20 protein-coding genes are annotated in these 24,150 nt (G+C 58.9%); 14 read left to right on the forward strand and 6 right to left on the reverse strand.

Translation table 11 applies throughout. The features are described 5' to 3' along the window. Positions 1-618 precede the first annotated feature (618 nt). The 7 genes from LB564_RS31740 to LB564_RS17020 all read left to right on the forward strand — a co-directional run bounded on the left by LB564_RS31740 (position 619) and on the right by LB564_RS17020 (position 7,527). Positions 619-1,341, forward strand: coding sequence for a helix-turn-helix transcriptional regulator (locus tag LB564_RS31740; RefSeq protein WP_224539806.1), 723 nt, complete (start codon positions 619-621; stop codon positions 1,339-1,341). Then, the gene (locus tag LB564_RS16995) at positions 1,320-2,648 is read left to right on the forward strand and encodes an ABC1 kinase family protein (protein WP_224539421.1); all 1,329 of its coding nucleotides are present in this window, start codon (positions 1,320-1,322) and stop codon (positions 2,646-2,648) included. The genes LB564_RS31740 and LB564_RS16995 overlap by 22 nt, the downstream gene beginning before the upstream one ends. A 53-nt stretch (positions 2,649-2,701) precedes the next feature. Continuing rightward, positions 2,702-3,817 (forward strand): hypothetical protein, encoded by a 1,116-nt coding sequence (locus LB564_RS17000; protein WP_224539423.1) that lies wholly within the window; start codon positions 2,702-2,704, stop codon positions 3,815-3,817. Positions 3,818-3,820: 3 nt separating this feature from the next. Beyond that, the gene (locus tag LB564_RS17005) at positions 3,821-4,993 is read left to right on the forward strand and encodes a hypothetical protein (RefSeq protein ID WP_224539425.1); all 1,173 of its coding nucleotides are present in this window, start codon (positions 3,821-3,823) and stop codon (positions 4,991-4,993) included. Then, complete coding sequence (locus LB564_RS17010) at positions 4,971-5,531, forward strand: GNAT family N-acetyltransferase (protein ID WP_224539427.1); 561 nt, start codon at positions 4,971-4,973, stop codon at positions 5,529-5,531. Before LB564_RS17005 ends, LB564_RS17010 begins: the two co-directional genes overlap by 23 nt. A gap of 5 nt (positions 5,532-5,536) precedes the next feature. Beyond that, positions 5,537-5,998 (forward strand): SRPBCC family protein, encoded by a 462-nt coding sequence (locus LB564_RS31745; protein ID WP_224539429.1) that lies wholly within the window; start codon positions 5,537-5,539, stop codon positions 5,996-5,998. A gap of 170 nt (positions 5,999-6,168) precedes the next feature. After that, positions 6,169-7,527, forward strand: coding sequence for a peroxidase family protein (locus LB564_RS17020; protein ID WP_224539431.1), 1,359 nt, complete (start codon positions 6,169-6,171; stop codon positions 7,525-7,527). A gap of 100 nt (positions 7,528-7,627) precedes the next feature. Here LB564_RS17020 and LB564_RS17025 read toward each other — a convergent pair whose 3' ends face one another. The 4 genes from LB564_RS17025 to LB564_RS17040 form a co-directional block, all read right to left on the reverse strand. Beyond that, complete coding sequence (locus LB564_RS17025) at positions 7,628-8,971, reverse strand: tyrosine-type recombinase/integrase (RefSeq protein ID WP_224539433.1); 1,344 nt, start codon at positions 8,969-8,971, stop codon at positions 7,628-7,630. Between the two features lie 272 nt (positions 8,972-9,243). Next, positions 9,244-11,550, reverse strand: coding sequence for an EcoAI/FtnUII family type I restriction enzme subunit R (hsdR, locus tag LB564_RS17030; protein WP_224539435.1), 2,307 nt, complete (start codon positions 11,548-11,550; stop codon positions 9,244-9,246). Next, complete coding sequence (locus LB564_RS17035; protein WP_224539437.1) at positions 11,547-13,400, reverse strand: restriction endonuclease subunit S; 1,854 nt, start codon at positions 13,398-13,400, stop codon at positions 11,547-11,549. The genes hsdR and LB564_RS17035 overlap by 4 nt, the downstream gene beginning before the upstream one ends. Further along, positions 13,397-14,854 (reverse strand): N-6 DNA methylase, encoded by a 1,458-nt coding sequence (locus LB564_RS17040; protein ID WP_224539439.1) that lies wholly within the window; start codon positions 14,852-14,854, stop codon positions 13,397-13,399. Before LB564_RS17040 ends, LB564_RS17035 begins: the two co-directional genes overlap by 4 nt. A 349-nt stretch (positions 14,855-15,203) precedes the next feature. Here LB564_RS17040 and LB564_RS17045 point away from each other — a divergent pair, with 349 nt between their 5' ends. The 3 genes from LB564_RS17045 (at position 15,204) to LB564_RS17055 (ending at position 16,927) form a co-directional block, all read left to right on the forward strand. Beyond that, a complete protein-coding gene (locus LB564_RS17045; protein ID WP_224539441.1) occupies positions 15,204-15,962 on the forward strand; it encodes an SDR family oxidoreductase in 759 nt (252 codons plus the stop codon). A gap of 165 nt (positions 15,963-16,127) precedes the next feature. Next, on the forward strand, positions 16,128-16,439 hold the full coding sequence (locus LB564_RS17050) for an ArsR/SmtB family transcription factor (RefSeq protein WP_224539442.1): 312 nt from the start codon (positions 16,128-16,130) through the stop codon (positions 16,437-16,439). A 2-nt stretch (positions 16,440-16,441) separates the two neighbouring features. After that, complete coding sequence (locus LB564_RS17055; protein WP_224539444.1) at positions 16,442-16,927, forward strand: SRPBCC family protein; 486 nt, start codon at positions 16,442-16,444, stop codon at positions 16,925-16,927. 34 nt (positions 16,928-16,961) lie between these two features. On the opposite strand, the gene LB564_RS17060 is transcribed toward LB564_RS17055, so the two are convergent. Further along, entirely contained in the window at positions 16,962-17,762 is an 801-nt protein-coding gene (locus LB564_RS17060; protein WP_224539446.1) for a class I SAM-dependent methyltransferase, read from the reverse strand. A 109-nt stretch (positions 17,763-17,871) separates the two neighbouring features. After that, complete coding sequence (locus LB564_RS17065; RefSeq protein WP_224539448.1) at positions 17,872-19,008, reverse strand: LacI family DNA-binding transcriptional regulator; 1,137 nt, start codon at positions 19,006-19,008, stop codon at positions 17,872-17,874. Between the two features lie 603 nt (positions 19,009-19,611). On the opposite strand from LB564_RS17065, the gene LB564_RS17070 reads away from it, so the two are divergent. The 4 genes from LB564_RS17070 to LB564_RS17085 all read left to right on the forward strand — a co-directional run bounded on the left by LB564_RS17070 (position 19,612) and on the right by LB564_RS17085 (position 24,146). Further along, the gene (locus LB564_RS17070) at positions 19,612-20,574 is read left to right on the forward strand and encodes a sugar-binding protein (RefSeq protein WP_140703191.1); all 963 of its coding nucleotides are present in this window, start codon (positions 19,612-19,614) and stop codon (positions 20,572-20,574) included. 120 nt (positions 20,575-20,694) lie between these two features. After that, positions 20,695-22,233, forward strand: coding sequence for a sugar ABC transporter ATP-binding protein (locus tag LB564_RS17075; protein ID WP_224539808.1), 1,539 nt, complete (start codon positions 20,695-20,697; stop codon positions 22,231-22,233). 54 nt (positions 22,234-22,287) lie between these two features. After that, on the forward strand, positions 22,288-23,283 hold the full coding sequence (locus tag LB564_RS17080; protein WP_140703193.1) for an ABC transporter permease: 996 nt from the start codon (positions 22,288-22,290) through the stop codon (positions 23,281-23,283). 83 nt (positions 23,284-23,366) lie between these two features. After that, positions 23,367-24,146: an SDR family NAD(P)-dependent oxidoreductase gene (locus LB564_RS17085; RefSeq protein WP_224539450.1), complete on the forward strand. Its 780-nt coding sequence runs from the start codon at positions 23,367-23,369 to the stop codon at positions 24,144-24,146. Positions 24,147-24,150 lie beyond the last annotated feature (4 nt).

Consider the following 24,150-nt stretch of genomic DNA (forward strand, 5'->3'; position numbering starts at 1 on the left):
TTCAGAGAGCTGACCTTGGCGATCTCCTATCGATATTGACGGGGCATTGTAACCGTTCCGGTAGATAAAACGTCCCACCGATCCTTGGCTCGTACCGAGTGAACCATAGAGCCGTCATGCGGCTCGTTCTTCACGAGAACCAACTCGGCACATGCGAATGCGGATTCCAGACGCTATCGAGAACTGGGAACGTTTGGAAAAGCCAGCCCAGAGCCGCCTCTCTGTAAAAGCAAGACCCAAGACGACCTCAGGAATGAGCCAACCAAGACGACCGGGACACCGAGCACCTGATGGGCGTTCTGACACGCAATCCAAATTGCATCGTGAGAGCGTCGCTAGAGCGACGTGCAGATATTCCGATAAGACTTCAACAATCCAGACGGCAACCAATTGCTGACAGGAATATGTCGGTCAATAGGGGCAGGTATACGCTATGAAGTTTAATGTATCAGCCGCAACTGCGGGGCTGTCGGGCTCCCTAAAAACGGCTGCATGGACCGCGCGTTCGCCATTGCTGGCGCGGAGCGCCTGATTCTCATGGATGCGTCTATATCCGATTACGTCGGTTCCCAGGGTTCAAGGACACTCCGCAGCTCCATCTCGCAAGTTACCGATGCCATGCGAGCAAACCCAGCGTCGCGAGCGCGAACCGGGAATATCGCGGCACGTCTGGGCGTGTCTCCCTTTGCATTCATCCGCGCCTTCAAATGCGAAACAGGGTTGTCGCCTCAGCGATTTCAATCCGCAATCCGCATCGAGAGAGCAAAGCAACTTCTGCTGAAGGATGACCGGCCGGTAACCGAGATCAGTCTCGATGTGGGCTACGATTCGCTCGGCTCCTTCATTCAAACCTTTACTGCGTTGACCGGTATATCGCCGGGGCAACTAAGGAGATTAGCTAGGAGCGCTCCTCCCGACGAGCTTTTCACCCCGACCGCCGATTCATACGCACGACCCGCCCCAGCCGAGATGACTATCTCTGCATGCGTTTCTGATGCCCTAGAATCTGAGTTCCTCGTCGCGGGTCTCTTCGAACGCACCTTCCCGGCTGGCATCCCGCTGGACGGATGCTTTATTCGGCCGGACAGTACTTCATTCCACCTCCAATATTTCTCTGCTGGCCGCCGAGCCTCTCTCCTTGTCGCAGCGTTCCGACCGCTCACTTGGCTGGATGCTTGGAGCGGGCACTACGAGGCACTCCGCGTCTGTCGCATCGATCTCCGCCTTGATCGCCGGGAGATTCCGACTGTTAGGCTTCGACCTGTAATGGCTACGGATCCGCCTTTGCTGACACCTTTGCCTTTGCTTCAAATTTTGAGATGGACCGGACCACAAAACTGAAAAGCGCCGATTTATTTCGGTTTATGGGATTTCTGCTGCTTGCGATATCAAGCAGTGTGTCCCTATTGCCCGCGTTGCTTCGCTTTCGCTTTGATCGCGACCGAGCTGCCTGGCAAACAGTGCTCGGAGCGGAACTGGCGCGCTACTGCGAGCGATGCGGGCCGGCAGCTATCAAGGTCGCGCAGTTAGCTTCGTCGCGAGAAGATCTGTTGCCCAAAGCTCTTTCAGGCCAACTGTCTCGGGTTCAAGACAAAGCACGTCCACCGACGCGCCGCTCAATCAGCCGAGCTTTGTCGCGCGCCTATGGTTCGTTGGAATCGGTCCCCTTCACAATGACCTCTTGGGTGCCTGTCGCGGCCGGTAGTATTGCAGTTGTTCTAGAGGCCAGGTTGCCATCTGGTGAGCCCATCGCGGTCAAACTTGTCAGACATGGGGTACGCCAGAAGGTTGCCAGCGACCTGCGCATTATCTATGTGATGATGCGGCTCGTTGAGCAACTCCCCCGTTTTCGGCCATTTCCACTCTCCGAAATCGTCACCGACCTATCCAGATTGATTCACGGCCAATGTGACATGTGCACCGAGGCTTCGATAGCGCGCCGATTTGCTGCGATGGCTGGGGACGATGTGCACATACCTTCACCGCTAATTGAGTTCACGCGCGTCGATGTTCTGCCAATGCTCTATCTACGCGGAACTCCCTGGTCGGCCGAGGAGGCCGCAGGCGAGATCTATAAGAATGCCTGCCGGCGGCTTCTACTTTTGGTCTACCGGATGATTTTTGTGCATGGGCTGGTGCATTGCGATTTGCATCCCGGAAATCTTCAAATCGGCACCGATGGCGTCCCCATCCTTTACGACTATGGATTAGTCGCTGAACTTGATCGCCGTAATCGCCAGATATTCCTCGGATTGTTTGTGGCTATCGCGACCCGCAATGCAGCTCGAGCAGCGTTCGAGGTACTGCGCAGTGCGAGCAAATTGCCTGAGAACCTGGATCGTGCGGCATTCGAGGCGGAAATGGCCCTGATTGTCGAACGTTGGGGCGGCCGCCCGGCAGGAGAGTTCTTGGTCGCAGCGCTGGTTCGCGATTTGTTCGCCTTGCAACATCGACATCAGATACACAGCGCCCCGGGATTTATCTCAGCGGTTTGGTCGTTGGCAACATTTGAGGGTTTAGTCAGGCACCATTATCCGGAATTGGATTTTCAGGGGGAAGCCTTGAATTATATCCTATCAGCCCAGTGTCATGGGCGAGTGCAGACAGTCGACACTCCGATCTGCAATGTAGGAGAAGCGCGTCCATAACGGTTGGGCTAGCGTATATCCGGGAAGCGGCTTCTCAGGATGTGGAGAGAATGATGGCTGATCAGGTTTGGGCCCAGCCGCAATTGTCCAACGTCATCGACAATCCATCGCGGGATGATTCGCTCGTGCCAATTTGGCGGACGGCTAGGGGTTCTCTCGGTGTTTCTTTTGACGGGTTTTCTGCATCTTTCTCGCCGCCGACAAACCGAATATTTGGTCAGATTAATAGCGCAGTTAGATTCGCCCCGGGGGACTTGCTGTTTAATGTTCACCCGGACAACATTTGTTACCATTTCTCCCAGGAGACTCGGAAGTTTAGCTACGTATTTGAGGCAGATTGGGGTCCCGGATCACTTCTTTGGTCTTGCTGCCCTGACGCGTACGGAAATATCTTTGCAACAATGTCAGGCATGCGGACACCGCCACCAATAACGGATGTTGCGTTTGGTAATTGGGGTGGGATCTTCGTAGTATCTCCTCGTAAACATGTCATGCGCACGCTCATCGAGCGGAACCTAGTAGTCGATCCTTATAGTATCCAGATCTTGGCCGACGGGCGCTTGCTTATCTGTGATTTTGGAGGCTTCGAAGGGAGCGGCCGCGTATACACAGTAGAGCCGCTCAATGGCCATCTGCAAGTGGTGGTTGAAGGCGCTAATTTGATCGATCCTACCTCGGCATTTATGGATGGTGATGGGCAGATTTGGATAGCCAACGGCGACCAAAACGATCAGGACGGGGAGGTACTCTGTTTTGATCCGGCTGCAGGAACCCAAAGGGTGGTTTACCCTCGCGAGGGTAACATGAGCGGGGCCCTGTTGGGCGTCTTTCCAGCGCATGACCCAGATTTTCTCCTTGCAACGAAGAATGAGTGGGCCAATCGCGTCAACACTTGCGTCTTACTTATTAACAAGGTTGACGGAACGGCGAGAAAAATACTCAGCGGATCGGAAGATATTCCGAAGTTTTTTTCCACAAAAGGTTGCGTAGTCGGCAGTACTTTGTGGATAGCCGAGTGCGTAAATCGAGAATTGCTTGAGGTAGATTTGCCAAGTGGGAATATAATAAGCCGCACTGATCTTCGTCCAATCATGGGAGGGCATTGCGGTATGCGCAATTCCTTCGACGCCATTTCGGCAATTTATGATGTTCCGGCAAGTAGGAGGTAGCGTATGACGCTTCGGTTTAAGAACTGGATGGACGAGCGGGCCGAATCTCCTGAATTTGGCTTTGATCACGCCGACCTAGTTACGTTCAACAGCAAGGTCGTGGAACTGCCCTCGTTTGACCGACGAAGCGTTGGCGAACTAGACCATGTGGCTCGTCTCGATGCTAGTCCTATGCAGCGTGAACGTGCCATTTGGGAGCTATTCTATAGAGACGCATCGTCTATAGGTTACTCGGTACGAAAATACTTCGATATGGAGCAAGATTCACGAGTAAGAGCAAATTTGCTTTGGCTAGCACGTAAGTGCGCACCGTTTGACGCTATCAGCTTAGTTGAGCACGCAATAAACGACAGCAGCCGAGAAGTTCGCGATTGGGCCAAACTTCACGCATCGGAAATCCGCGACGTTCCCTTCCAGTCGGAATACGATAAAGGCACCTACGTGCGGGGACGTAGCTTCGACCAGACATTGCCGCTGGAAATTGCTGGCTTCGCCGTTATGCCATTTGGCGACGTCGATTTACGCGTCGTTCTATCGCCACTTTGGTTTGCGCATATCCAGGGTAGAGTGATGGCTTGTACCCGTGACGAAACGTTTATGACGCGGCTCACCATTGAAAAGCGTTATGCAGGGTTCCATCCTGACGGTTCGGATCACTATGAGATATATCCGTTCATCGGTAAATCGTGGCGTAGCAGTGAGTTTGACACGGAACATCGCTATCTGACCAACGCGCGTCAGCGATTTTATCTCAGTGGAAGAGTCGAAGAGGATCCATCGGAGACGTGCGACGTGCGAATGGGAGCAGGCCGGGCGGCGCAAACAACCGGGCGGTTGATCGATGTCGAGGAGCGTGAGATAGGCCGGAAGAACTACACGGTGCGCCGAGTAGTCTCGCATGTAAAAGGCCAGTATTTTGGCTGGGCCCATGCGAGCGTAAGGCATTATTTGGAGAGCGGAGATATTCTGCCTGGCACCATCCAACTCATCAATCCAACTGAAACTTCTCTCGCTCCGCTGGTAAATTGTTACATATGTGGAACATTCCGCGGAAAAATAGCCGATCATAACGGCGACGGTCTCCTTGATGTGAATGATATCGTCTGTCACGGCTTGGAGGATGGTCGGCTCGACTACCAAGGGGATATGAGCCTTGCGCCAGACCCCTTCGCTTAGTGGTCAGTTATCGGACCTTGGGCCTCCGTTTTGCCGGCTGAACGTCGGCGATATTGAGCAAGTTTTCGAAGTGATGAGGTCGGCGGCGGGGCCGGGAGTCATACCGCCGGGCTTCAACCTGTCGATTGACGACGCAGCCAAACTATTCAGTCCGCCAGTCCATATAGATCTGGTACCCGCACTCGGGGTTTTCGGTTTGTTCGAAAACGATACTGGACTCGGGGGCTTTATCGCCCTCGCAGAAATCGAAATCGATGACAAGCCATGCTTGGAATTTTATATTTTCTTCAAACCTGGCTCCCGTAGTCCTGGCATAGCATTAGAGGGTGCGAACCGGCTAACACGGTTGGCTCGCTCGAGTGTAAAACATCCAATTTGTACCTTAATCTATTCTGAAAACGAACGCGGCAAGAGGTTCTATTCGAAGGCAGGCTTCTGCTTCGATCGACGAGTTGATCTCGATGGCATGGTTCTTGAGTTATGGATTTGGCATGATCCCATGGAGCGAACATCTCAAATGACTGAATATTTAGGCTAAAACAGATGCCACTCGCAGTTGAGCACAGGACCTTCATCCGATCTACCCCGGAGGATCTTTATGCCCGCTTGACCTCTGGGTCCGGGTGGGAGGGGTGGTTTGCTACCGAAGCATCGATCGGAGATAAAATAGGGAGCCCGGTTTACTTTCGATGGCAGAATTTTGGGGCGGATAGATACTCTGCCGAGGATTACGGGCATGTGGCCACGCTGGATGACGGAAGATCTTTCGCATTTACTTGGCATCCAGGTAGTACTGAAACGTTGGTGTCGTTCACATTTGAGCAATTTGGCAATGGCTGTATGTTGATAGTCAAGGAGACGGGTTACTCTGGCGCAGAAAGAGATATCGCGACCGCACTATCGGTAGCGAGTGGCTGGGGCGAGGCTTTGACTCTGTTCAAGTTTTTCGTCGAGCACAACCTTCTCTACGGCCCAGTTCCGAGTGACCGCAAATGGCACGTTTAAGGCATGGGGAGGTTCCGCCAGTCGGCCCCTCAATACATGTTCAAGACCTCGACCATAGGTTGGGCGCTAGAATCAAGGATGCTAACTTCAAGGCTGAGACACCTGACTATGGTTTTATGTTCGAGGCACTGGTAGGGGATCCTTCTGCACACCTTCCGGCAGGGCCGGATATGGGCCGCAAACTGTTTGCACTTGCGTCTGTGATGACAGCGAACCACAAAACGCAGATCGGCGACGATAGCGAGATCCCTGCAGCCTACACTTACTTTGGCCAATTTATCGATCATGACATTACATTGGAAGAAATTAGCGTCGACGGCGAGAATCTACCCCTGTCGCTGCAGCCGCTTGTCGATCCTACGAGGTATCTAGCCAACGCGCGCACCGCCGCTCTCGACCTCGACTCGGTCTACTCCTCGCCGGCACCTCGCGAAGTGGGAGATGACTCGAAAATGCGCCTTGGGACGGTTGCCACGGCTCCGCCGCGCCCTTCCGGAAAGGATCAGTGGAACGATCTTCCTCGTCAAGGCCGCAGCCACGACATCAGGAATGATCGTGCGGCATTGATCGGTGATCCGCGAAATGATGAAAACCTAATCGTCGCTCAGCTCCATGTTGCTTTCCTCCGCGCCCACAATGCGCTTGTCGATGAGGGCGCGAGCCATGCCGAAGCGCGATTGCGTCTCCAAACGATGTATCAGTCAGCGATCTTCGGTGATTTGCTTCCGCAACTTGTAGACGTCACCGTTCTGGAAGATGTGCTTGATCGTGGGCCGCGCTATTGGCGGCCAAGCCGGTCTGAGCCGTTTGTTCCGTTGGAGTTTGCCGTCGCCGCATTTCGCTTTGGGCATTCCATGGTTAGGCAAGAGTACGACATTAATGAATCGTTCGGACTAGCGGGCCGCCTTGGCAAAGCTCCTCTCGCAGCAATGTTCACGTTCACAGCGATGAGCGGCAGTTTTAGTTCGCTGGCCGGCCAAGACTTCGACACTTTGCCAGAAAACTGGTTAATCGAGTGGCATCGTCTTCTCCAGGTTCCCAGTATGCCACATCCCGTGATGGCACGCCGTATAGACACGACGCTTTCGTCCGGCCTTGATGATCTGCGTGGTTTGGAAGGCGAGCGTCTACCAGAGCCCGTGGCGGTCCGGCTGGCGGCCCGTAATCTCCTTCGAGGCTATCGTCTTGGACTGCCGACCGGGCAGGCGGTGGCACGGATCATGGACAGTAAACCCTTGGCCGGCGTCGAACTTCTCGAAGCGCTCCCAGAAGCGCAGCGTAAATTAGTCGAGGCACTGGGATTTCACGAGATCACTCCTCTGTGGTTCTACATTTTGGCCGAAGCCGGTGACATGCGCGCGGGAAAGCCAAACGGAAAGCGACTCGGTAAGGTTGGCTCAACAATTGTCGTCGAAACACTTTACAATTTGGCTAGGTGGTCTTCTGGTTCTATCTTCAATGAGGATGGCACCAAGCCAAAGTTACATTGGACACTCCTTGATATTTTGCGAAAAGGGGCCGTTGCGTGAGCGTTCTGCCTTTTCAGGTGCGCGTTATATTTATAGGGAGGTGGAATTTATTATTCGATAATATCGCCATTGTTGGCCACGAGGCGAAAACGGCACTTGCCTATGCTGCAAGTGCTTCGACGTCAGCTACGACCTCTGAAAAGAGACGCGAAAGAGCGGCCTCTCTTGCAGGGCGATCGAGGGCGTATGAGGTCCGCGCAAAGTGCACCCCATCAAGAAGTCCGTTGATATAGCCCGCAATCGTATCGGCGGCCATGATCAGTGCGGTATCAACCGTATGGATGTATCGGCTCGTGACTGTGCGACGTGAATGACCGAGCAGAGACGCAACGGTTGCTTCTGTAAAACCGAGGTCGTTGGCGATGCTCGCGAAGCTATGGCGGAGCACGTGAGGCGTTATACCTTCAAGTGTGGTCCCCTTGAGAACCTTCTTCCAGTATTTAGGGAAGCCAACCAGCGGTTTCCCCTCGATCGTGCCCGGAAAAACGAAGGTGCCACGTTCGCCCTGCTCGCCCTCACTTAGATCGTCGGTCATGTTTAGAACCGGCAGCCCGATAGGCCTAACTGAGGCTCCTTCCTTGCTGTCCTCGAGCCGTAGGCAGCTGTTTTCAACATCGACCTCGATCCACTTCAGGCCTACTATTTCGCTTCGCCGGCAGCCCGTGAGAGCAAGGAACCGTATGGCGGCGAGAGAGGTCCCCAAAGCATCATTCTTCCGCGCAATCCGTAGAAGAGCTCCAAGTTCCCGATACTCTCCTTCTGTCAGACGGCGATCCTTGACGCGATCAGCTTGCTTCCGGACGCCGTGAGCTGGGTTTCGCTCGATGATCCCCTGCTCTATCGCGTATGTGAAAATACCGCCGAGCAAGCCGACTGCACGAGCGGCGGTACCCGCGCCGCCACGAACAATGGCGCGACCTCGCATCTTGGTCTTCACATTGGCCTTGGTCCTGCCTGCAGTGACGTCCCGGACGAACCGGCTTACGTCAGACGAAGCGATGTCCTTCACGCGACGGGTGCCGAGAAGAGGGATGATGTGACGGCGGATCCGACTCCTATCGATCGTCAGCGTAGATAGCTTCTTTGGTCGGCGCGCTTTGCCCAGGATCAGACCCTTGTCAGCGTCTTGAAGATATAGATCGCAGAGCTCCTTGACGGTGATAGCTTGATGGTCCAGCCGGCGCTGCTCGGACGGATTTTCGCCCTGGGCGATTCTTCCGAGAAGCACGCGCGCCTCCCGACGGGCAGTCTCGGGCGTCCATACGCCATGAAGTCCTATCGTATAGCGCCTCGTTCTGCCGGCGGCGCGATACTGGACAAGGTAGCTCCTCTTCCCGGACCGAAACACGCGCAGTCCGAAGCCGGGCAACTCATCATCCCAGAGGAAATAATCCGCACCGCGCGCTGCGACAGCGTCCACAATGCGCTTTGTCAGCCTAGCCATATTGGCCTCTTTCTTCGGCTCTCCATCTGCTTCCGCGGAAGCACCACGGAAGCAGATGGCAGAAAATTACGACCTGCCGCAGCCTACGAAATTCGGCGCAGATGTCAAAATAAATATGTTGAATCAATGCGATGGAGAGATACGGCGTGCAAAGAGAAACTCAAGGGAAAGCCGCGAAAATTTCCTCCGAAGGCAGAGGTCACAGGTTCGAATCCTGTCGGGTGCGCCAATTTGCGAAGGTTCACCCGTCTAGCGTAAGGGTCCGGCAGCGCTTATGAAAACAGGGCTTTCTGCGCGCCCAAAAACGCGTCGTTTATTTGTCCGGCCGGGCCGAGCAGCGCAATGGCATCGTTTACGCTCTGATACTTCAGGGTCAGCAGCGGAGCAAGCTTTTCGCGGTCCAGCTCGCCGACGCCGTCGCGAACATATTGCCCCATGACGAAGTCGAGAAACGCTACAAGCTTGGCATCCTGACCGTCGATGATTGCTGAGCGGCGCTCATTGACCCTTTCTTCACGGCTGATTGGAGGTACAGCGAACGCGATGTAGGCCAGGACATCGAAGACATCGCTTTTCTCTGCGGCGATCATCCTAGCGATTTCGGCCAATTGTTCGGGGCCGAACCCGCCCTCACGTAACGCCTCAAGCAGGCTCTTGCGCGTTTCCGGCTCGCTCCAAACCGCCCGCAGTTGGGACTCATCCTTGAAATAGCGCGGCAGTTCACCGAACAGCTTCTCGATCATCTGGTTGGCCGACATAGGCTTGCCGTCAGGCGCCCAGTAGCTCGTCGCCATCATCGACTGGATTGCGCGCTCCTTGCCATCCGCCAGCTTGATACGGATCGTTTTTGGTCCGTCGGCAGGCGCTGGCGGCTCATACAGCACTCCATCCTCGTCCCAGCCTTCCGGCTTTTCCTGCTTGAGCGGCTGTACAGCCGGCTCCAGGGGTTCGCCGTCCCACTCCGGATCGTTAAAGTGCTCGTAAGCCTTCACGAAATCGTAGATGGTGAAATAGTCCTTGCCGTCGAACAGTCGCGTCCCACGCCCGATGATTTGCTTGAACTCGATCATGGTGCCGATCTGACGCATCAGCACAATGTTGCGTACATTGCGCGCATCAATGCCAGTCGACAGCTTCTGCGACGTGGTCAGGATCGTCGGGATGGTCTTTTCATTATCCTGAAAGGTTTCGAGAAATTCGTCGCCACGCGCACCGTCATCGGCCGTCACGCGCACGCAGTAGTTGGGGTCCTTCGATGCTTTCATCTGGTTGATCAGATCGCGCACCAGCGCCGCATGGCCTTGTGTGGCGCAGAAAACCAGCGTCTTCTCGTGCTGGTCAATCTCACCCATGAAAAGCTCGACGCGATAGCGCTCCCGCTCCTCGATTTCGATCGTCCGATTGAACTGTGCTTCGGTGTACCGCCTGCCTTCGACGATCTCGCCGTCAATCAGCCGGTCGTCCGGTGTGTACACATAGTCGTCCAAGGTTGTGGCTATCTGCTTCACCTTGAACGGTGTCAGGAAGCCGTCATTGATGCCGTCCTTCAGTGAATAGATGTAAACCGGTTCGCCAAAATAGGCGTAGGTGTCGACATTGTCCTTGCGCTTCGGCGTAGCCGTGAGGCCCAGCTGCACCGCAGGCGCGAAATATTCCAGAATGCCGCGCCAGCTACTCTCGTCATTGGCGCCGCCGCGATGGCATTCGTCGATGATGATGAAGTCGAAGAAGTCTTGCGGATAGTCGCCGAAATAGGGCGCGTCCTCTCCATCCACCGTCTTGCCGCTCATGAAGGTCTGGAAGATCGTGAAGAAGATCGAGGCATTCTTCGGTACACGCCCCTTCTTTCGGATTTCGTCCGGCTTGATGCGTGCCAGCGCGTCCTCAGGAAACGCTGAGAACGAATTATAGGCCTGATTGGCCAGCGTGTTGCGGTCGGCCAGAAACAGGATGCGTGGCCGCCGATTTGGCTCCCTCGACAGGTTCCAGCGACTCTGGAACAGCGTCCACGCAATCTGGAAGGCGATTGCGGTCTTGCCGGTTCCCGTCGCCAGCGTCAGAAGGATACGCGGCTTGCCGGTCGCGATCGCCTCAAGCCCATTCTCGATGGCATTGTGTTGATAGTAGCGCGTACTCCATTTGCCGCTGGTCTTGAAGGGCACGGCGGCGAAGCGGTCGCGCCAGTCGTTCGGCGTGGCAAACACGGCCGCCCATAGCTCGTCAGGTGTCGGCCAGTGATCCACATAGCCTTCGCGGCCGGTTTTCATATCAATGCAATAAATGCGCCGACCGTTGGTTGAGTAGGCAAAGTGCGCCTGCAGCTTTTGCGCGTACGCCTTGGCCTGCGCAACGCCCTCCGTCTCGCCCTGACCCTCCGCCTTCGCCTCTATTACCGCCAGCTTGTGGTTGCGGAAGGTCAGCGCATAATCGGCGATCTCCTGCTTGCCGCGCCGCCCTGCGCCTTCAATGCGCCCAGGACAGATTGTCTCGCGCCGCACTCGGCTGTCGGCCACAACGCCCCAGCCTGCTTCGCGCAGGGCAGGATCGATCAGCTCGGCGCGGGTCTCAGCCTCGTTCATAGCGGAAGCTGTGCTTGGGCGGGCGGGGGCACGTAGCGCCCAGTTCCCTTTGGGTTGTAGGCCGATTGCCTCACTTGTTGAAGCCCTTCAAAAAAGACTGGTCGGGGGATCTCAAGTTTCTTGATGTGCCAATCTTCTCGAGCTGCCCGTACAATCTCCTCGTCGGTGGGCGTCTTTCCCTCAAGCAGGAGGTTGTTCCAAGCCGCATAGATCGTTGCAAATACCTCTGCCTGCCGTGTGCTCATTGGAACGACCAGATCAATGACTTGTTCGATCTTCTTGCGAATTGTGGGCTCGATGCTGCTTGCCAAGTTCAAGAGTTTCTCGAATTTGGCCATCGGTTGGAATTGGTAGTTCCCAGCTTCAAGCCTTGATACTCTAAAATACTGATTTGCCTCCGCCCATCCTTCCGCAGCACGCATGTGCAGAAAGTCGTTAGGTCCTGCGGCATCCCGAATTGCCTGCCTGCCCAGCGGGTGATCAGCCCCGGCCTCGACCAAATGGAGGATCTTCTGCTGTTTCGTGTGTGCGAAGGTCCTTTCTCGCCGATGAAATTTGTGACGCTGGTAGGCGAGTGCCAACACCATCGCGGTGTCAAGATTGGGATCTGTTGAAGTCCTTGAGGGAAATGGAACGACGGGAGTCGTGGCTTTGGCTGAGAGCCCGCCGGAAAAGGCTTTGTGCAATATCGATTGTTTAAGGGCCTGGATTTCAGATATTCGCGAGGCGTACGCCGTGTCCAAAGTTGCCGTATCATTGGCAACTGCTTCGAGTCTTTGACCAAGCTCGCGTTGCTTCCACACAGGTGGCAAAGATACCCTTACCTTTCTGAGGTCGGCAATATTGATCTGCATTAAGGCCGTGCCATACGTCTTTTCCCGGATTTGATTTTGAATTCCTGGTGCCTTCATCAGATGATAGCCGAATTGCGTGTCGACCAGGCGTTCATCAAACCGAATGGGCACGATGCCACGCGTGACGTTTGCCCCCAACAACTCATGGGGAGCGATTGAAATAGTTCCCGTAGAGCCTCTCACGCATAAGAGCAGTTCACCGCCTTTCAGGCGGGTCCGGTCGTAGGATTTTGCTAACGCCGGATCGATCAATTTAAGCCCATTGCGATCGACCACCGGTCGAGTCAAGTCGACTGGTCGCACGATCGGTAGGCCTCCTGGGAAATCTTCGCCCGGCTGCACAATGCCGTATGAAAGTGTGCAGTCCGCAGCCACAATTTGAGCCAGAGTTGAAGTGACCCAGTCAGCATGTGGCGTGAGGATCGAAGAGGCGAGACTCTGGTTCAACTCCCGCGCATTTTCGAGGTTTCTCTCAGCGTTGGCGGTTGCGATCGCCAGCCCGGCAAAAGCCTCGTCCAGAATGGCGACGACACGTCGTTGTTCGGCTAGCGGGGGAAATGGAACTCGGAACCGTTTTAATGCCTCTCCGGTAAAGTGCTGAATGCCCGATCCGGTGAAATGGCTAGGAAGTGAACCGTCGATGTCGCAGAGATGGAGATAGTACAGGACCCATTTGGCGCGCTCAGGCTCGTTAAATCGAACCCGGTGGATCGCTTTCTGAAAGTAGACCGGTTCTTCATCTGACCAGATCGCGGCTCGGCCTGGATAGCCACCTTCGCAAACGAGGAGATCGCCCTTTCTTGCCGTGTAGCGCTCACGCTCACCTTCTTCGAAGCGCATCTCTAACATGTCGCTCTTGTCGAAGTTGAACCAGCGCACATTCAAGTTACGCAGATATCGCTTTAACACACCACGGTTTTTGTTCTTATCCAACATCTTCCCGAGCGATGCGTGGCCCATCTCTACGAGAGAACGAATCTCCCACCCCTCCCTCACAACATCGCCTCGATGCGCTTCAGGATCGCCGCCGTTTCCCTGTCCATCGCCACCATTTCTGCGATGATCCCTTTCGGGTCGCGCAGTTCGGCTTCGCCGACCTTGTTGGGGTTGTTGACCGACAGATCATAGGTTGCCATGTCGATGTTGTTCACCTCGACCGCCCAAGAATTGTCGCTGTCTTCGAATATCGCTTGTTTGGCAACGAAATCCGCGAGGTCCACGTCATTCAGTGGATTGGTCTTGCCAAGGTTGCGACCGGGCTCGCATTTGTAAAACCACACCTTCCGCGTCGGCGCGCCCTTCTCGAAGAACAGCACGACCGTCTTGACCGCCGCGCCCTGAAACGTCCCGCCCGGCATATCCAGAATGGTGTGGAGATTGCAGTCTTCTAGCAACTGCTTGCGCAGCGCAACACTGGCATTGTCCGTGTTCGACAGGAATGTGTTCTTGATAACGATGGCGGCGCGGCCGCCGCCTTTCAGCATCTTGATGAAATGCTGTAGGAACAAGAATGCCGTTTCGCCGGTCTTGACGGGAAAATTCTGCTGAATTTCCGGCCGCTCCTTGCCTCCAAAAGGCGGGTTGGCCAGCACGACGTCGTAGCGGTCCCTGTCCTGGATATCCCTTATGTTTTCGCCCAGCGTATTGGTGTGCTCGATGTTCGGCGCCTCGATGCCGTGCAAGATCATGTTCATGATACCTATGACATAGGCGAGGCTTTTCTTCTCCTTGCCGTAAAAGGTGCGCGTCTGCAGGATTTCGAGGTCGCGCGTCGACAATTTGTCACGCCGGCGCGTCATATAATCGAAGGCTTCGCACAGGAAGCCGGCCGAACCGACCGCTCCATCATAGACGCGCTCGCCGATCTTCGGAGCGGTGACCTCGATCATGGCGCGGATCAGTGGACGCGGCGTATAATACTCGCCGCCATTGCGGCCGGCGTTGCCCATACGTTTGATCTTGTCTTCGTAAAGCTGCGACAGTTCATGGCGCTGCGCTTGGCTGCCGAATCTCAGTTGATCGATCAGTTCCAGCGCATCGCGCAGCGAATAGCCCGAGCGGAACTTGTTCTCGATCTCACCAAAGATCTCACCGATCTTGTATTCTATCGTGTTCGGCCCTTCAGCCCGGAAGCGAAAGCCCTTGAGGTAGGGAAACAACTCACGATTGACGTAAGCGATCAGGTCGTCACCTGTCAGCGCCCGGTCGTGATCGAAGCTGCCGTCTGCCTTCTTCGGCGCGGCCCATTTCTCCCATCGGTGCTCGGCATTGATGATTTGACGATGCGGTTTCCCCGAAAGCGCCCCCTCGTCCGCACGCGTCCTCTCCAGGTCGTCCAGGTACTTCAGAAACAGCATCCATGAGGTCTGTTCGGTGTAGTCCAACTCGCTCTGGCAGCCGGCCTCCTTCCACAACACGTCGTCGATTGCTTTGAATGTCTGCTGATACAAAGGTGCGCTCCTCGGTTGCGCCGCAACCTATCTCGGTGAATGCCTCATGCCAACGGGCCACACGATGGCGAGCTTCTGCGGGAGGAAACGAAGGTTGTGCCGAGTCTCATCTCGCGCAAGCATGCCACATTCGGATACGCCTCACGCCGAAGCGGCGAACGGCTTCGCCTCATAACGTCTTCCAAGGCACCTTGTTCTCCTGCAAAGGACCGAAGCGTAATCCTTCCATCGGGTTGAACTGTCCCGATCTCACTGAAGGACAAAAAATGCTACGTCGAGTGTCGCCGGTTGCGCCCTTCCACCGCGCCATCGAGCAGCGTAGCAATAAATCCCTCCCAAGGAGCCTGACTTGGCCACAACCACCACCAGGCGCGTCCTGATCACCGGCGCCGGCGCTCCGGACGGCATCGGCTTTGCCATTGCCCGTCAGTTTGGCCTGGCCGGGCACGCGGTTTTCCTCACCGGTGCCAGTGCGCGGGTGCTGGAGCGTGCCGTCGCGCTTCGCGGCGAGGGCATCGATGCCACGGCCGCGGTCGCCGATCTCACCATTGCCGCGGAGGTGGAGCGGTTGCGGGCCGAGGTCGGCGCGGTCGATATCCTGGTCAACAATGCCGGCATGGGATCGCTGGCCTCGCCATCCGTCGACAAGGCTTTCCTGGCGATGAGCGAGGCCGAGTGGGATCGGGGCATCGAGACCAGCCTGAAGACCGCGTTTCTCGTCACCAGGGCGTTTCTGCCGGCGATGGTCGAAACGGGGTATGGGCGCATCGTCAATGTCGCGTCGGTGACCGGGCCGCTGGTCTCCTACCACGGCACCGCCGCCTATTCCGCGGCGAAGGCCGGGATGGTCGGCCTGACCCGGACATTGGCGCTGGAGGTCGCGCGACACGGCGTCACCGCCAATGCCGTGGCGCCGGGCTGGATCGAGACAGGCGCGTCGAGCGAGGCGGAGCGGATAGCGGCCCTGCATGCGCCGCCGGGCCGCGCCGGCCGGCCCGATGAGGTCGCGGCGGCGGTCGTGTTCCTGGCCTCCGAAAGCGCCAGCTATATCAACGGCGCCTTGCTGGTGGTCGACGGCGGCAACAGCCTTGAAGAACGCAAGGGATAGACCCCTTGGAGTAGCCCTTTGCCTGGGTGGATTTCGACTTTCTGGCGCAGCTCCTTCCACCCGAAATGAACTTGGTCCGTCGGAAGAAATTTCCACGCAGTCAGACTGAACCTGCGAGACGCCTCCAGGCTTGACTCTATCATCAGTCCAGACTAATCATAAGTCATGACTGTTGATAGCGCACAGCTCGCCGCCCTGGGCGATCCGACCCGAAGGCAGATTTTCGAACTTATCGCGGAGCGGCCGCGCTCGGTGGCGGATGTCACGCGGCAAGTCAGTGTCTCGCAGTCCGCGGTGTCGCAGCACCTGAAGGTCCTCAGGGATTCGCGGCTGGTGCGCGCGGAGCCGAAGGGCGCCAGCAACGTCTACCACATCGATCCGCACGGGCTTGGCGAAATGCGCGCCTGGCTCGACCGGTTCTGGAGCAAGACGCTCGCGGCCTACAAGCTGGCCGTCGAGACCCCACCAGAGGAGTGACCATGAACACCCAGATCCCCATCGCCTCCGTAAAACAGTCCGTCGTGGTCGAGGCGCCGATTGAGCGCGCCTTCAAGGTTTTCACCGAGGATTTCGGCAGTTTCAAACCGCCAGAGCACAACCTGCTCAAAACCGAGATCGCCGAGACGGTGTTCGAGCCTCGGGTCGGCGGCCACATCTATGACCGCGGTGTCGACGGCAGCGAGTGCCGCTGGGCGCGTGTGCTGGCCTATGAGCCGCCCAACCGCGTGCTCCTGAGCTGGGACATCAGCCCACAATGGCGCATCGAGACCGACCCGGCCAAAACCAGCGAGTGGGAGGTGCGGTTCACCGCCGAAACGGCTGAGCGTACCCGCGTCGAGATCGAGCATCGCAACCTGGAGCGCCATGGCCAGGGCTGGGAGGGCGTGCGCGACGGCGTCGCCGGCGACCAGGGCTGGCCGCTCTACCTGCAGCGCTATGTCGACCTGATTGCGCGGCAGGCCTGATAGCAGCGTTTAATGGCGCTTCACTGCGGGGCGGTCAGGGTACCACGCCCCTGCACGCCCAAGCGACATTGGCGAACGATCTCGGCCCGTCCGGTCGTCCGGCCTGATAGGCATCGCGGACGGCAGTTTCAGTGCGCTCGCGCTCGGCTGCCTCCAGCGTGGTTATGTATTTGCCGAGCGGGCCTTCGCCCGCTGATATCGGCGTCCAATAATCGGCGAAGTCTTGGTAATCCATGCGGATCATCAGCTCGGTTTCGGTCACGTCGCCCAGTCCCTGCTCGATGAAGGTCCGCTTCATCTCGCCGGGCTGCATCATCGGCTGAAAGCAATAGCGGCTGCGCATCTGGCGCCCGCTTTCGCTGAGCGCCGCCACCGTGTCGATCATCATGCGCATGCCCGCCATGCCGCCGAGATGATCCCACACCACGGCTGCGACCACGCCGCCCCGCCGCGTAACACGGCGCATTTCGGCAACCGCCTTGCCGGTTTCCGGCACGAAATGAAGCACCAGCAGGGCCAGTGCACGGTCGAACGTGCTGTCCGCGAACGGCAAGGCGGTGGCGTCAGCCTGCTGGATCTCGATGCGTGGATCGCTGTTGCGCCGCTTTGCCGCCTCTACGAAAACAGGCGAAAAGTCGATTGCCGCGATCGCCGCGAGTTCGGCGGATTTCGCAAGCTCGAACGTCAGGCTGCCGGTGCCGCAACCGACGTCGAGTATCTTTTCGCCAGGGGCGAGTCCGGCGAAGCCGATGAATTTGGGCGCGAGCTTTCGGCTCCATCGGCCCATGAGTTGCTCATAGCCGGACGCGTCATGAACGGTGAAACTCGATGTCATATGCCCTCCCCCTGCTGCAGGCGCAGGCTAGACCTCTATAGGGATGAAGCCAAGACACGGGGAGTGCGGTCAATGCCTGCATCCGGGACGGGACAAGAGGATCGGTGGTTTATGCGACGCCCTTGAACGTCGCCACACTCTCCCGCTCCACCAGCGGGCACTCCAGCTTGGTGATGGGATAGCGCCCTCGTCCCGCCACCGCCGGCGCTTCCAGTTGCTCGATCGCCCATTGGCCCATGGCCATATGCGGCAGGATCGAGGTGGTCAGTGGCGGGAACAGATGGCGGGCGATTTCCTCGTCGTCGTAGCCGACGACGGAGATATCGGCGGGGATGTGCAGGCCGGCCTCCTTCAGGGCTTCGTAGCAGCCGATGGCGGTGCGGTCGTTCTGGCAGAAGATGGCGGTGGGGCGGTCCTTGAGCGCCAGCAGTTTTACCGTCGCGGCGTAGCCGGCGCTGGCCGACCAGTCGCCCTCGACCACCAATTCGCCGTCGAAAGGGATGTCGGCGGTGGCGAGCGCGCGGCGGTAGCCCTTGAGGCGGTCCTGTGCCGCCTGCATCCAGGGTTCGCCCGTGATGGTGGCGATGCGGCGGTGGCCATGGCTGATCAGATGCCGCGTCGAGCTCTGGCCGCCGGCGATCTCGGAGGGAACCACGGCTGGGAAAGCGTAATCCGACGTGTAGCAGTTGAGCAGGATGACCGGGATGTCGAGGCCATAGAGAAAATCGCGCGCGGTGATCTCGCGGGTGAAGATGGTCATATAGATCAGCGCCGAGATGCCGCGCCGGGTCAGCGCCGAGATGGCGCGCGGCTCCATCACGGCGTCGCCCATGGTCTGCGCCACCAGAAGCACGTTGCCGGCATTCCACGAGGCCTGGCGCGCGCCCTCGATGGCGACCACGGCTTCCGGGCTGGTGGCGAGCTGGTCGACGGCAAAACCGATCACGCCGTCGAGCCCGTCGAGGCCTGGCCCATAAAAACCGGGTCCACCGAAGGCGGCAGGCGGCTTCTCCAGCGCCGAGAAGGCGGGGGCGCTGTAGCCGAGCGCGCGGGCCGCCTCGATCACCCGCTCGCGGGTCTGCTGCGAGAGGCGGATACCCGGCGAATTGTTGAGCACGAAGGAGACCGTCGCCTGCGAGCAGCCGGCAGCGCGCGCGATGTCGGTCATGGTGACGCGGCCCTTGGGCTTCGCCGGCGCCTTGCGGCGCCTGGCGGTCGCGATGGCCGGATCCGTCGTCTCGCTCATGCGGCAGATGTTCCCCAATCCCGGGCCTGTCTAGCGGCGGCCCGCCGGGCCGACAAGATGGCGCGACGCTGCCGATCCCTGAGAACGTCGACTTTGTTTATAGTTATTATCACGCACGCATTCCACCAGTCATGCAGACGCAAAGCACCTTCAAACCCCGGGATTGCAGGTCTTTCGACTCGGCACATAGGGATCGCGGCATCGGCAGAGCCGTGCAGCCATGGCACTTGCCGACCGCGATGCCGATCCTTTGCTAATAGTGTTTACTAATACAAGAATGCGCTGTACCGTCAATCCATCGCATCCGGCCCGGCCGGGTCCGGGGCGCGGTGGAAATGTCCGTGAACGGTCCGATGGCGAGCGGATATTGCCTGCGCGAGCCATGTCTCGGATATGTGATATGTCAGACAAATCGGACTATTTACGAACGAAGAATGGTTGTCTAAAGTCCGTGGTCGTGGCTGCAAACGACGCCATTCTTCAGTGCCGGGAACCCTTGAGGAGGAGGGCGTCCAAACCACGAACGGCAATTCAGGTGAGCAAGGCAATTTTAGTGAGCAAGATGGGTCAGCCCTTCGGCTGGACCAAAACGGGAGGTTGAACATGAAATCCTTGATACGCAATGCATCCGTGGCCGCCGCGGCCCTGGTTGTCGGCCTGACGGCGACGGCTATCGCGCGCGCCGACGACAAGCCGACACTGGCCTTCGTCGTCAACGGCGCTTCCGACTTCTGGAAAGCGGCCGAAGCCGGCGTCAAGAAGGCGCAGGGCGAACTGCCCGACTACACGCTCGAACTCAAATATCCCGAACAATCCTCGGTCGCCATCCAGCAGCGGCTGATGGACGACCTGGTCACCGCCGGCGTCAAGGGCATCATGGTCTCGGCCGTCGATCCCAAGACCTCGACCGACGGGCTGAACAAGATCGCCTCGGAGACGGCGCTGTTCACCACCGACTCGGATGCCCCGCAGACCAAGCGCGTCGCCTATATCGGCTCGTCCAATGTCGATGCCGGCAAGCAGGCCGCCGAAATCGCCAAGAAGGCGATGCCGAACGGCGGCAAATGCCTGGGCTTCGTCGGCTTGCTCGGCGCCGACAACGCCAAGGAGCGCATCCAGGGCATGAAGGATGGCCTCGCCGGCACCAAGATCGAACTCGTCGACGTGCGCGGCGACGACATCGACCAGGCGCGTGCCAAGAAGAATGTCGAGGACGCGCTGGTCGCCAGCCCCGACGTCACCTGCATGGTCGGCTTCTACTCCTACAACACGCCGCGCATCTACGAAGCGCTGCGCGACGCCGGCAAGCTCGGCTCGATCACCGTCGTCGGCTTCGACGACGATCCGATCACGCTGGGCGGCGTCAAGGAAGGCACCATTGCCGCCACCGTTGTGCAGCAGCCCTTCGAATGGGCCTATCAGGGCATGAAGTTGATGGCCGCCTATCTCAAGGGCGACAAGTCGGGCATCCCGGCCGGCAATCTGATCATCATCCCGACCAAGATCATCGGCAAGGACGACGTCGACGCCTATGCCGCCAATCTCAAGGCGATGGCAGGAAACTAAGACCACAGGCAGTTCAGCCGGCTCATCTCACTTGAGCCGGCTGTTCGCATTGACGAACCCTGCCGGGGTCGTCAGTCTGCAGAACGGGCCGTTTTGGCCCACCGGCTGCTGTCAGGCATGATGAACTATTCCGACACCTCCATCGCGGCGACCACTCCGTTCCTCAGTCTCGAGAACGTGCGCAAGACCTATCCGGGCGTCGTGGCGCTGGACGGGTTTTCCATGGAGGTCAGGCCGGGCGAGGTCATCGGCCTGGTCGGCGAGAATGGCGCCGGCAAATCGACGCTGATGAAGATCCTCGGCGGCGTCACCACGCCCGATACCGGCACCATCACGGTCGACGGCACCGCCCATAACAGCCTGAGCGTGGAGGGCAGCCTGGGTTCGGGCATCGCCTTCGTCCACCAGGAACTCAATCTGTTCGAGAACCTCGATGTCGCCGCCAACATCTTCTTTGGCCGCGAGCCGCTGCGCGCCGGGCCGCTGAAGCTGGTCGACCGGGCGAAGCTGCGCGACATGGTGGCGCCGCTGTTGAAGCGCGTCGGCGCCAATTTCTCCGCCGACACGCAGGTCGCGGATCTGTCGCTGGCGCAGCAGCAGATGGTCGAGATCGCCAAGGCGCTGTCGATCAAGGCCAGGCTGGTCATTCTCGACGAGCCTACATCGAGCCTGCCGCTCGCCGAGACCGACAAGCTGCTCGACGTCATCAAGGCGCTGAAGGCCGACGGCATCTCGGTCATCTTCATCTCGCACCGGCTGCACGAGATCGAGCGCGTCGCCGACCGCGTCGTCGTGCTGCGCGACGGCATGCTGGCCGGTACGCTCGGCAAGCGCGACATCAACCACGACCAGATGGTCAAGCTGATGATCGGCCGCATGCTGAAGGAGCGCGAAAAGGCCTCCGAGGCGGCGCGGGCGCCGGGCGCCGTGGCGCTGTCGGCCAAGGCAATCCGCACCCCAACCTATCCCGGCCGGCCGGTCGATCTCGAGGTCAGGCGCGGCGAAATCCTGGGGCTCGCCGGCCTCGTCGGCTCCGGCCGCACCGAATTGGCGCGCGTGTTCTTCGGCATCGACGCCAGCCTTGGCGGCGTGCTGGAGCTCAACGGCAAGCCGCTTACCCTCGGTTCAGCGGCGGACGCCGTCGCGCAAGGCATTTTCCTGGTGCCGGAAGACCGCAAGCTGACCGGCATCCTGCTCGACCTCTCGATCGCGCAGAACATTTCGCTGCCCAACCTGCCGGCGCATGCGAAGCGATCCCTGGTTTCCGCGAGTGCCGAGACCGTGACCGCCGAGAAGCAGAAGAAGGACCTCGGCATCAAGGCGCCTTCGGTGCAGACGCGCACCGGCACGCTGTCGGGCGGCAACCAGCAAAAGGTCGTGCTCGGCAAATGGCTGGCCATGAACCCGAAGGTGATGATCCTCGACGAGCCGACGCGCGGCATCGACATCGGCGCCAAGGCGGAGATCTACGGGCTGATGCGGGCGCTGGCCGATGCCGGCGTCGCCGTGCTGATGATCTCCTCCGACATGGAAGAGGTGATCGGCGTTTCCGACCGCATCGCCGTCATGCATGAGGGCCAGATCTCGGGCATTCTCGACAAGGACCAGTTCAGCCAGGAAAACGTGCTTTTGCTCGCGGTGGGCAAGCAGCCGAAATAATTTGCCTGGGTCGCGCAAGCGCGATCCGTCCAGGTCGGCATTGGGGAGAAGACGATGACAAAGAAAGATCTCGGCCTGCTGATCCTGATCCTGGTGGTCGGAGCGATCGTTGCCATCATCAATCCGCGCTTCCTGTTGCCGATCAATCTCGCCAACACCTCGAACCTGATCGGCCTGTTCGGCATCCTGTCGATCGGCCAGGCTTTCGTCATCATCACCGGCGGCATCGAACTCTCCGTCGGCTCCGTCGTCGCGCTGCTGGGCACGCTGTTCATCGACTTCATCGCCGTGCGCGGCATGGGATGGCCCGTTGCCTTCGTGCTCATCCTGGTGCTCGGCGCCATCATCGGGCTGGCGCATGGCTGGCTGATCACAAGGCTGAAATTGCAGCCCTTCGTGGTGACCTTGTGCGGCCTGTTGATCTATCGCGGCGTCGCGCGCTTCTATACCGCCGACGGCACGGCGGGTTTTGCCTTCGGCCAGAATTTTCCCGATCTCGAATTCCTCACCGCCGGCCGCTCCTGGGGCGTGCCGAACTCCTTCTTCGCGCTGATCGTCATTTCCATCGTCATGTGGGTGGTGCTGCACCGCTCGGTGTTCGGGCGCTATCTCTACGCCATCGGCAAGAACGAGGAGGCGGCGAAATATTCGGGCATCCGCACCGGGCGTGTCGTCATGGCGGCCTATGTCATCTGCGGCGTGCTCACCGCGCTGTCGGCGATCTATTTCGCCATGTATACGCGCTCGATCTCGCCGGCCAGCCATGGCCAGTTCTACGAGCTCTACGCCATCGCGGCGGCGGTGCTCGGCGGCTTCTCGCTGCGCGGCGGCGAGGGCTCGCTGATCGGTGTCCTCCTCGGCACGGTGCTGCTGCAGGAATTGCAGAACCTGGTCAATCTGCTCGGCATCCCCTCCTCGCTCAACTTCGCGGTGATGGGCGGCGTCATCCTCATCGGCGTGCTGGTCGACCAGCAATGGGGCGTGTTCCGGGCACGCCGGCGGATGGTTGATGCCGCCCGCAAGGGCGCGGTCGGCGCGGCGGCGGAATAGTCCCTGTCGCCCGCGTAACTGCTTGTCCCTGCCGGTAGATTATTATAATAGCATAACCGATGCTGGCGGGGAGCTGACGGGACATGCGCTGCGATTTGCGAGGCAAGGTGGCGTTGGTCACGGGAGCCGCCGGGGCCATCGGCGGCTCGATCGCCAAACGCCTGTCGGACAATGGCGCGGCGGTGGTCGTGGCCGACATCAATGGCGCAGGTGCAAAAGAGGTCGCGGCCGGCCTGGGCGATGCGATGGCCTGCGCCACCGATATCCGCGACCCCGCCTCGGTGGGCGCCGCGATCGCCGCGCTCATGCAGCGCTATGGCCGCCTCGATATCCTGATCAACAATGCCGGTGTCAACACGCTGGCGCATCGCGTCACCTTGGAGGAATTCCCGACCGAGGAATGGGACCGCATCACCGGCATCGACCTCGACGGCCTCTACATCATGAGCCGCGCGGCACTGGCCCCGATGCTCGCCGCCGGCAAGGGCGGGCGCATCGTCAACATCGCCTCGGTGGTCGGGCTTGCCGCCATGCGGCTGCAAAGCCCGTTCGTCGCCGCCAAGGCCGGCATCATCCATCTGACGCGCTCGATGGCGATCGAACTCGGCGGCAGGGGCATTCTCACCAACGCCATCGCGCCGGGTTCGGTGATGACGGCGCTGACCGCCAAGCTGTTCTACGGCGAGGACGGCAAGTTCGCCGGACGCACGCAGGAATTCCTCGCCCATGTGCCGCTGGCCCGGCCGGCCCAGCCGGAAGAGATCGCCGAGGCGGTGCTGTTCCTGGCCTCGCCGGCGGCCAGCTATGTCAATGGCCAGGTGCTGGCCGTCGATGGCGGCTGGACGGCGGGATACATGATGTGAGCGG

Source organism: Mesorhizobium sp. ES1-6, from assembly GCF_020164775.1.
In the GTDB taxonomy this organism is placed as follows: domain Bacteria; phylum Pseudomonadota; class Alphaproteobacteria; order Rhizobiales; family Rhizobiaceae; genus Mesorhizobium.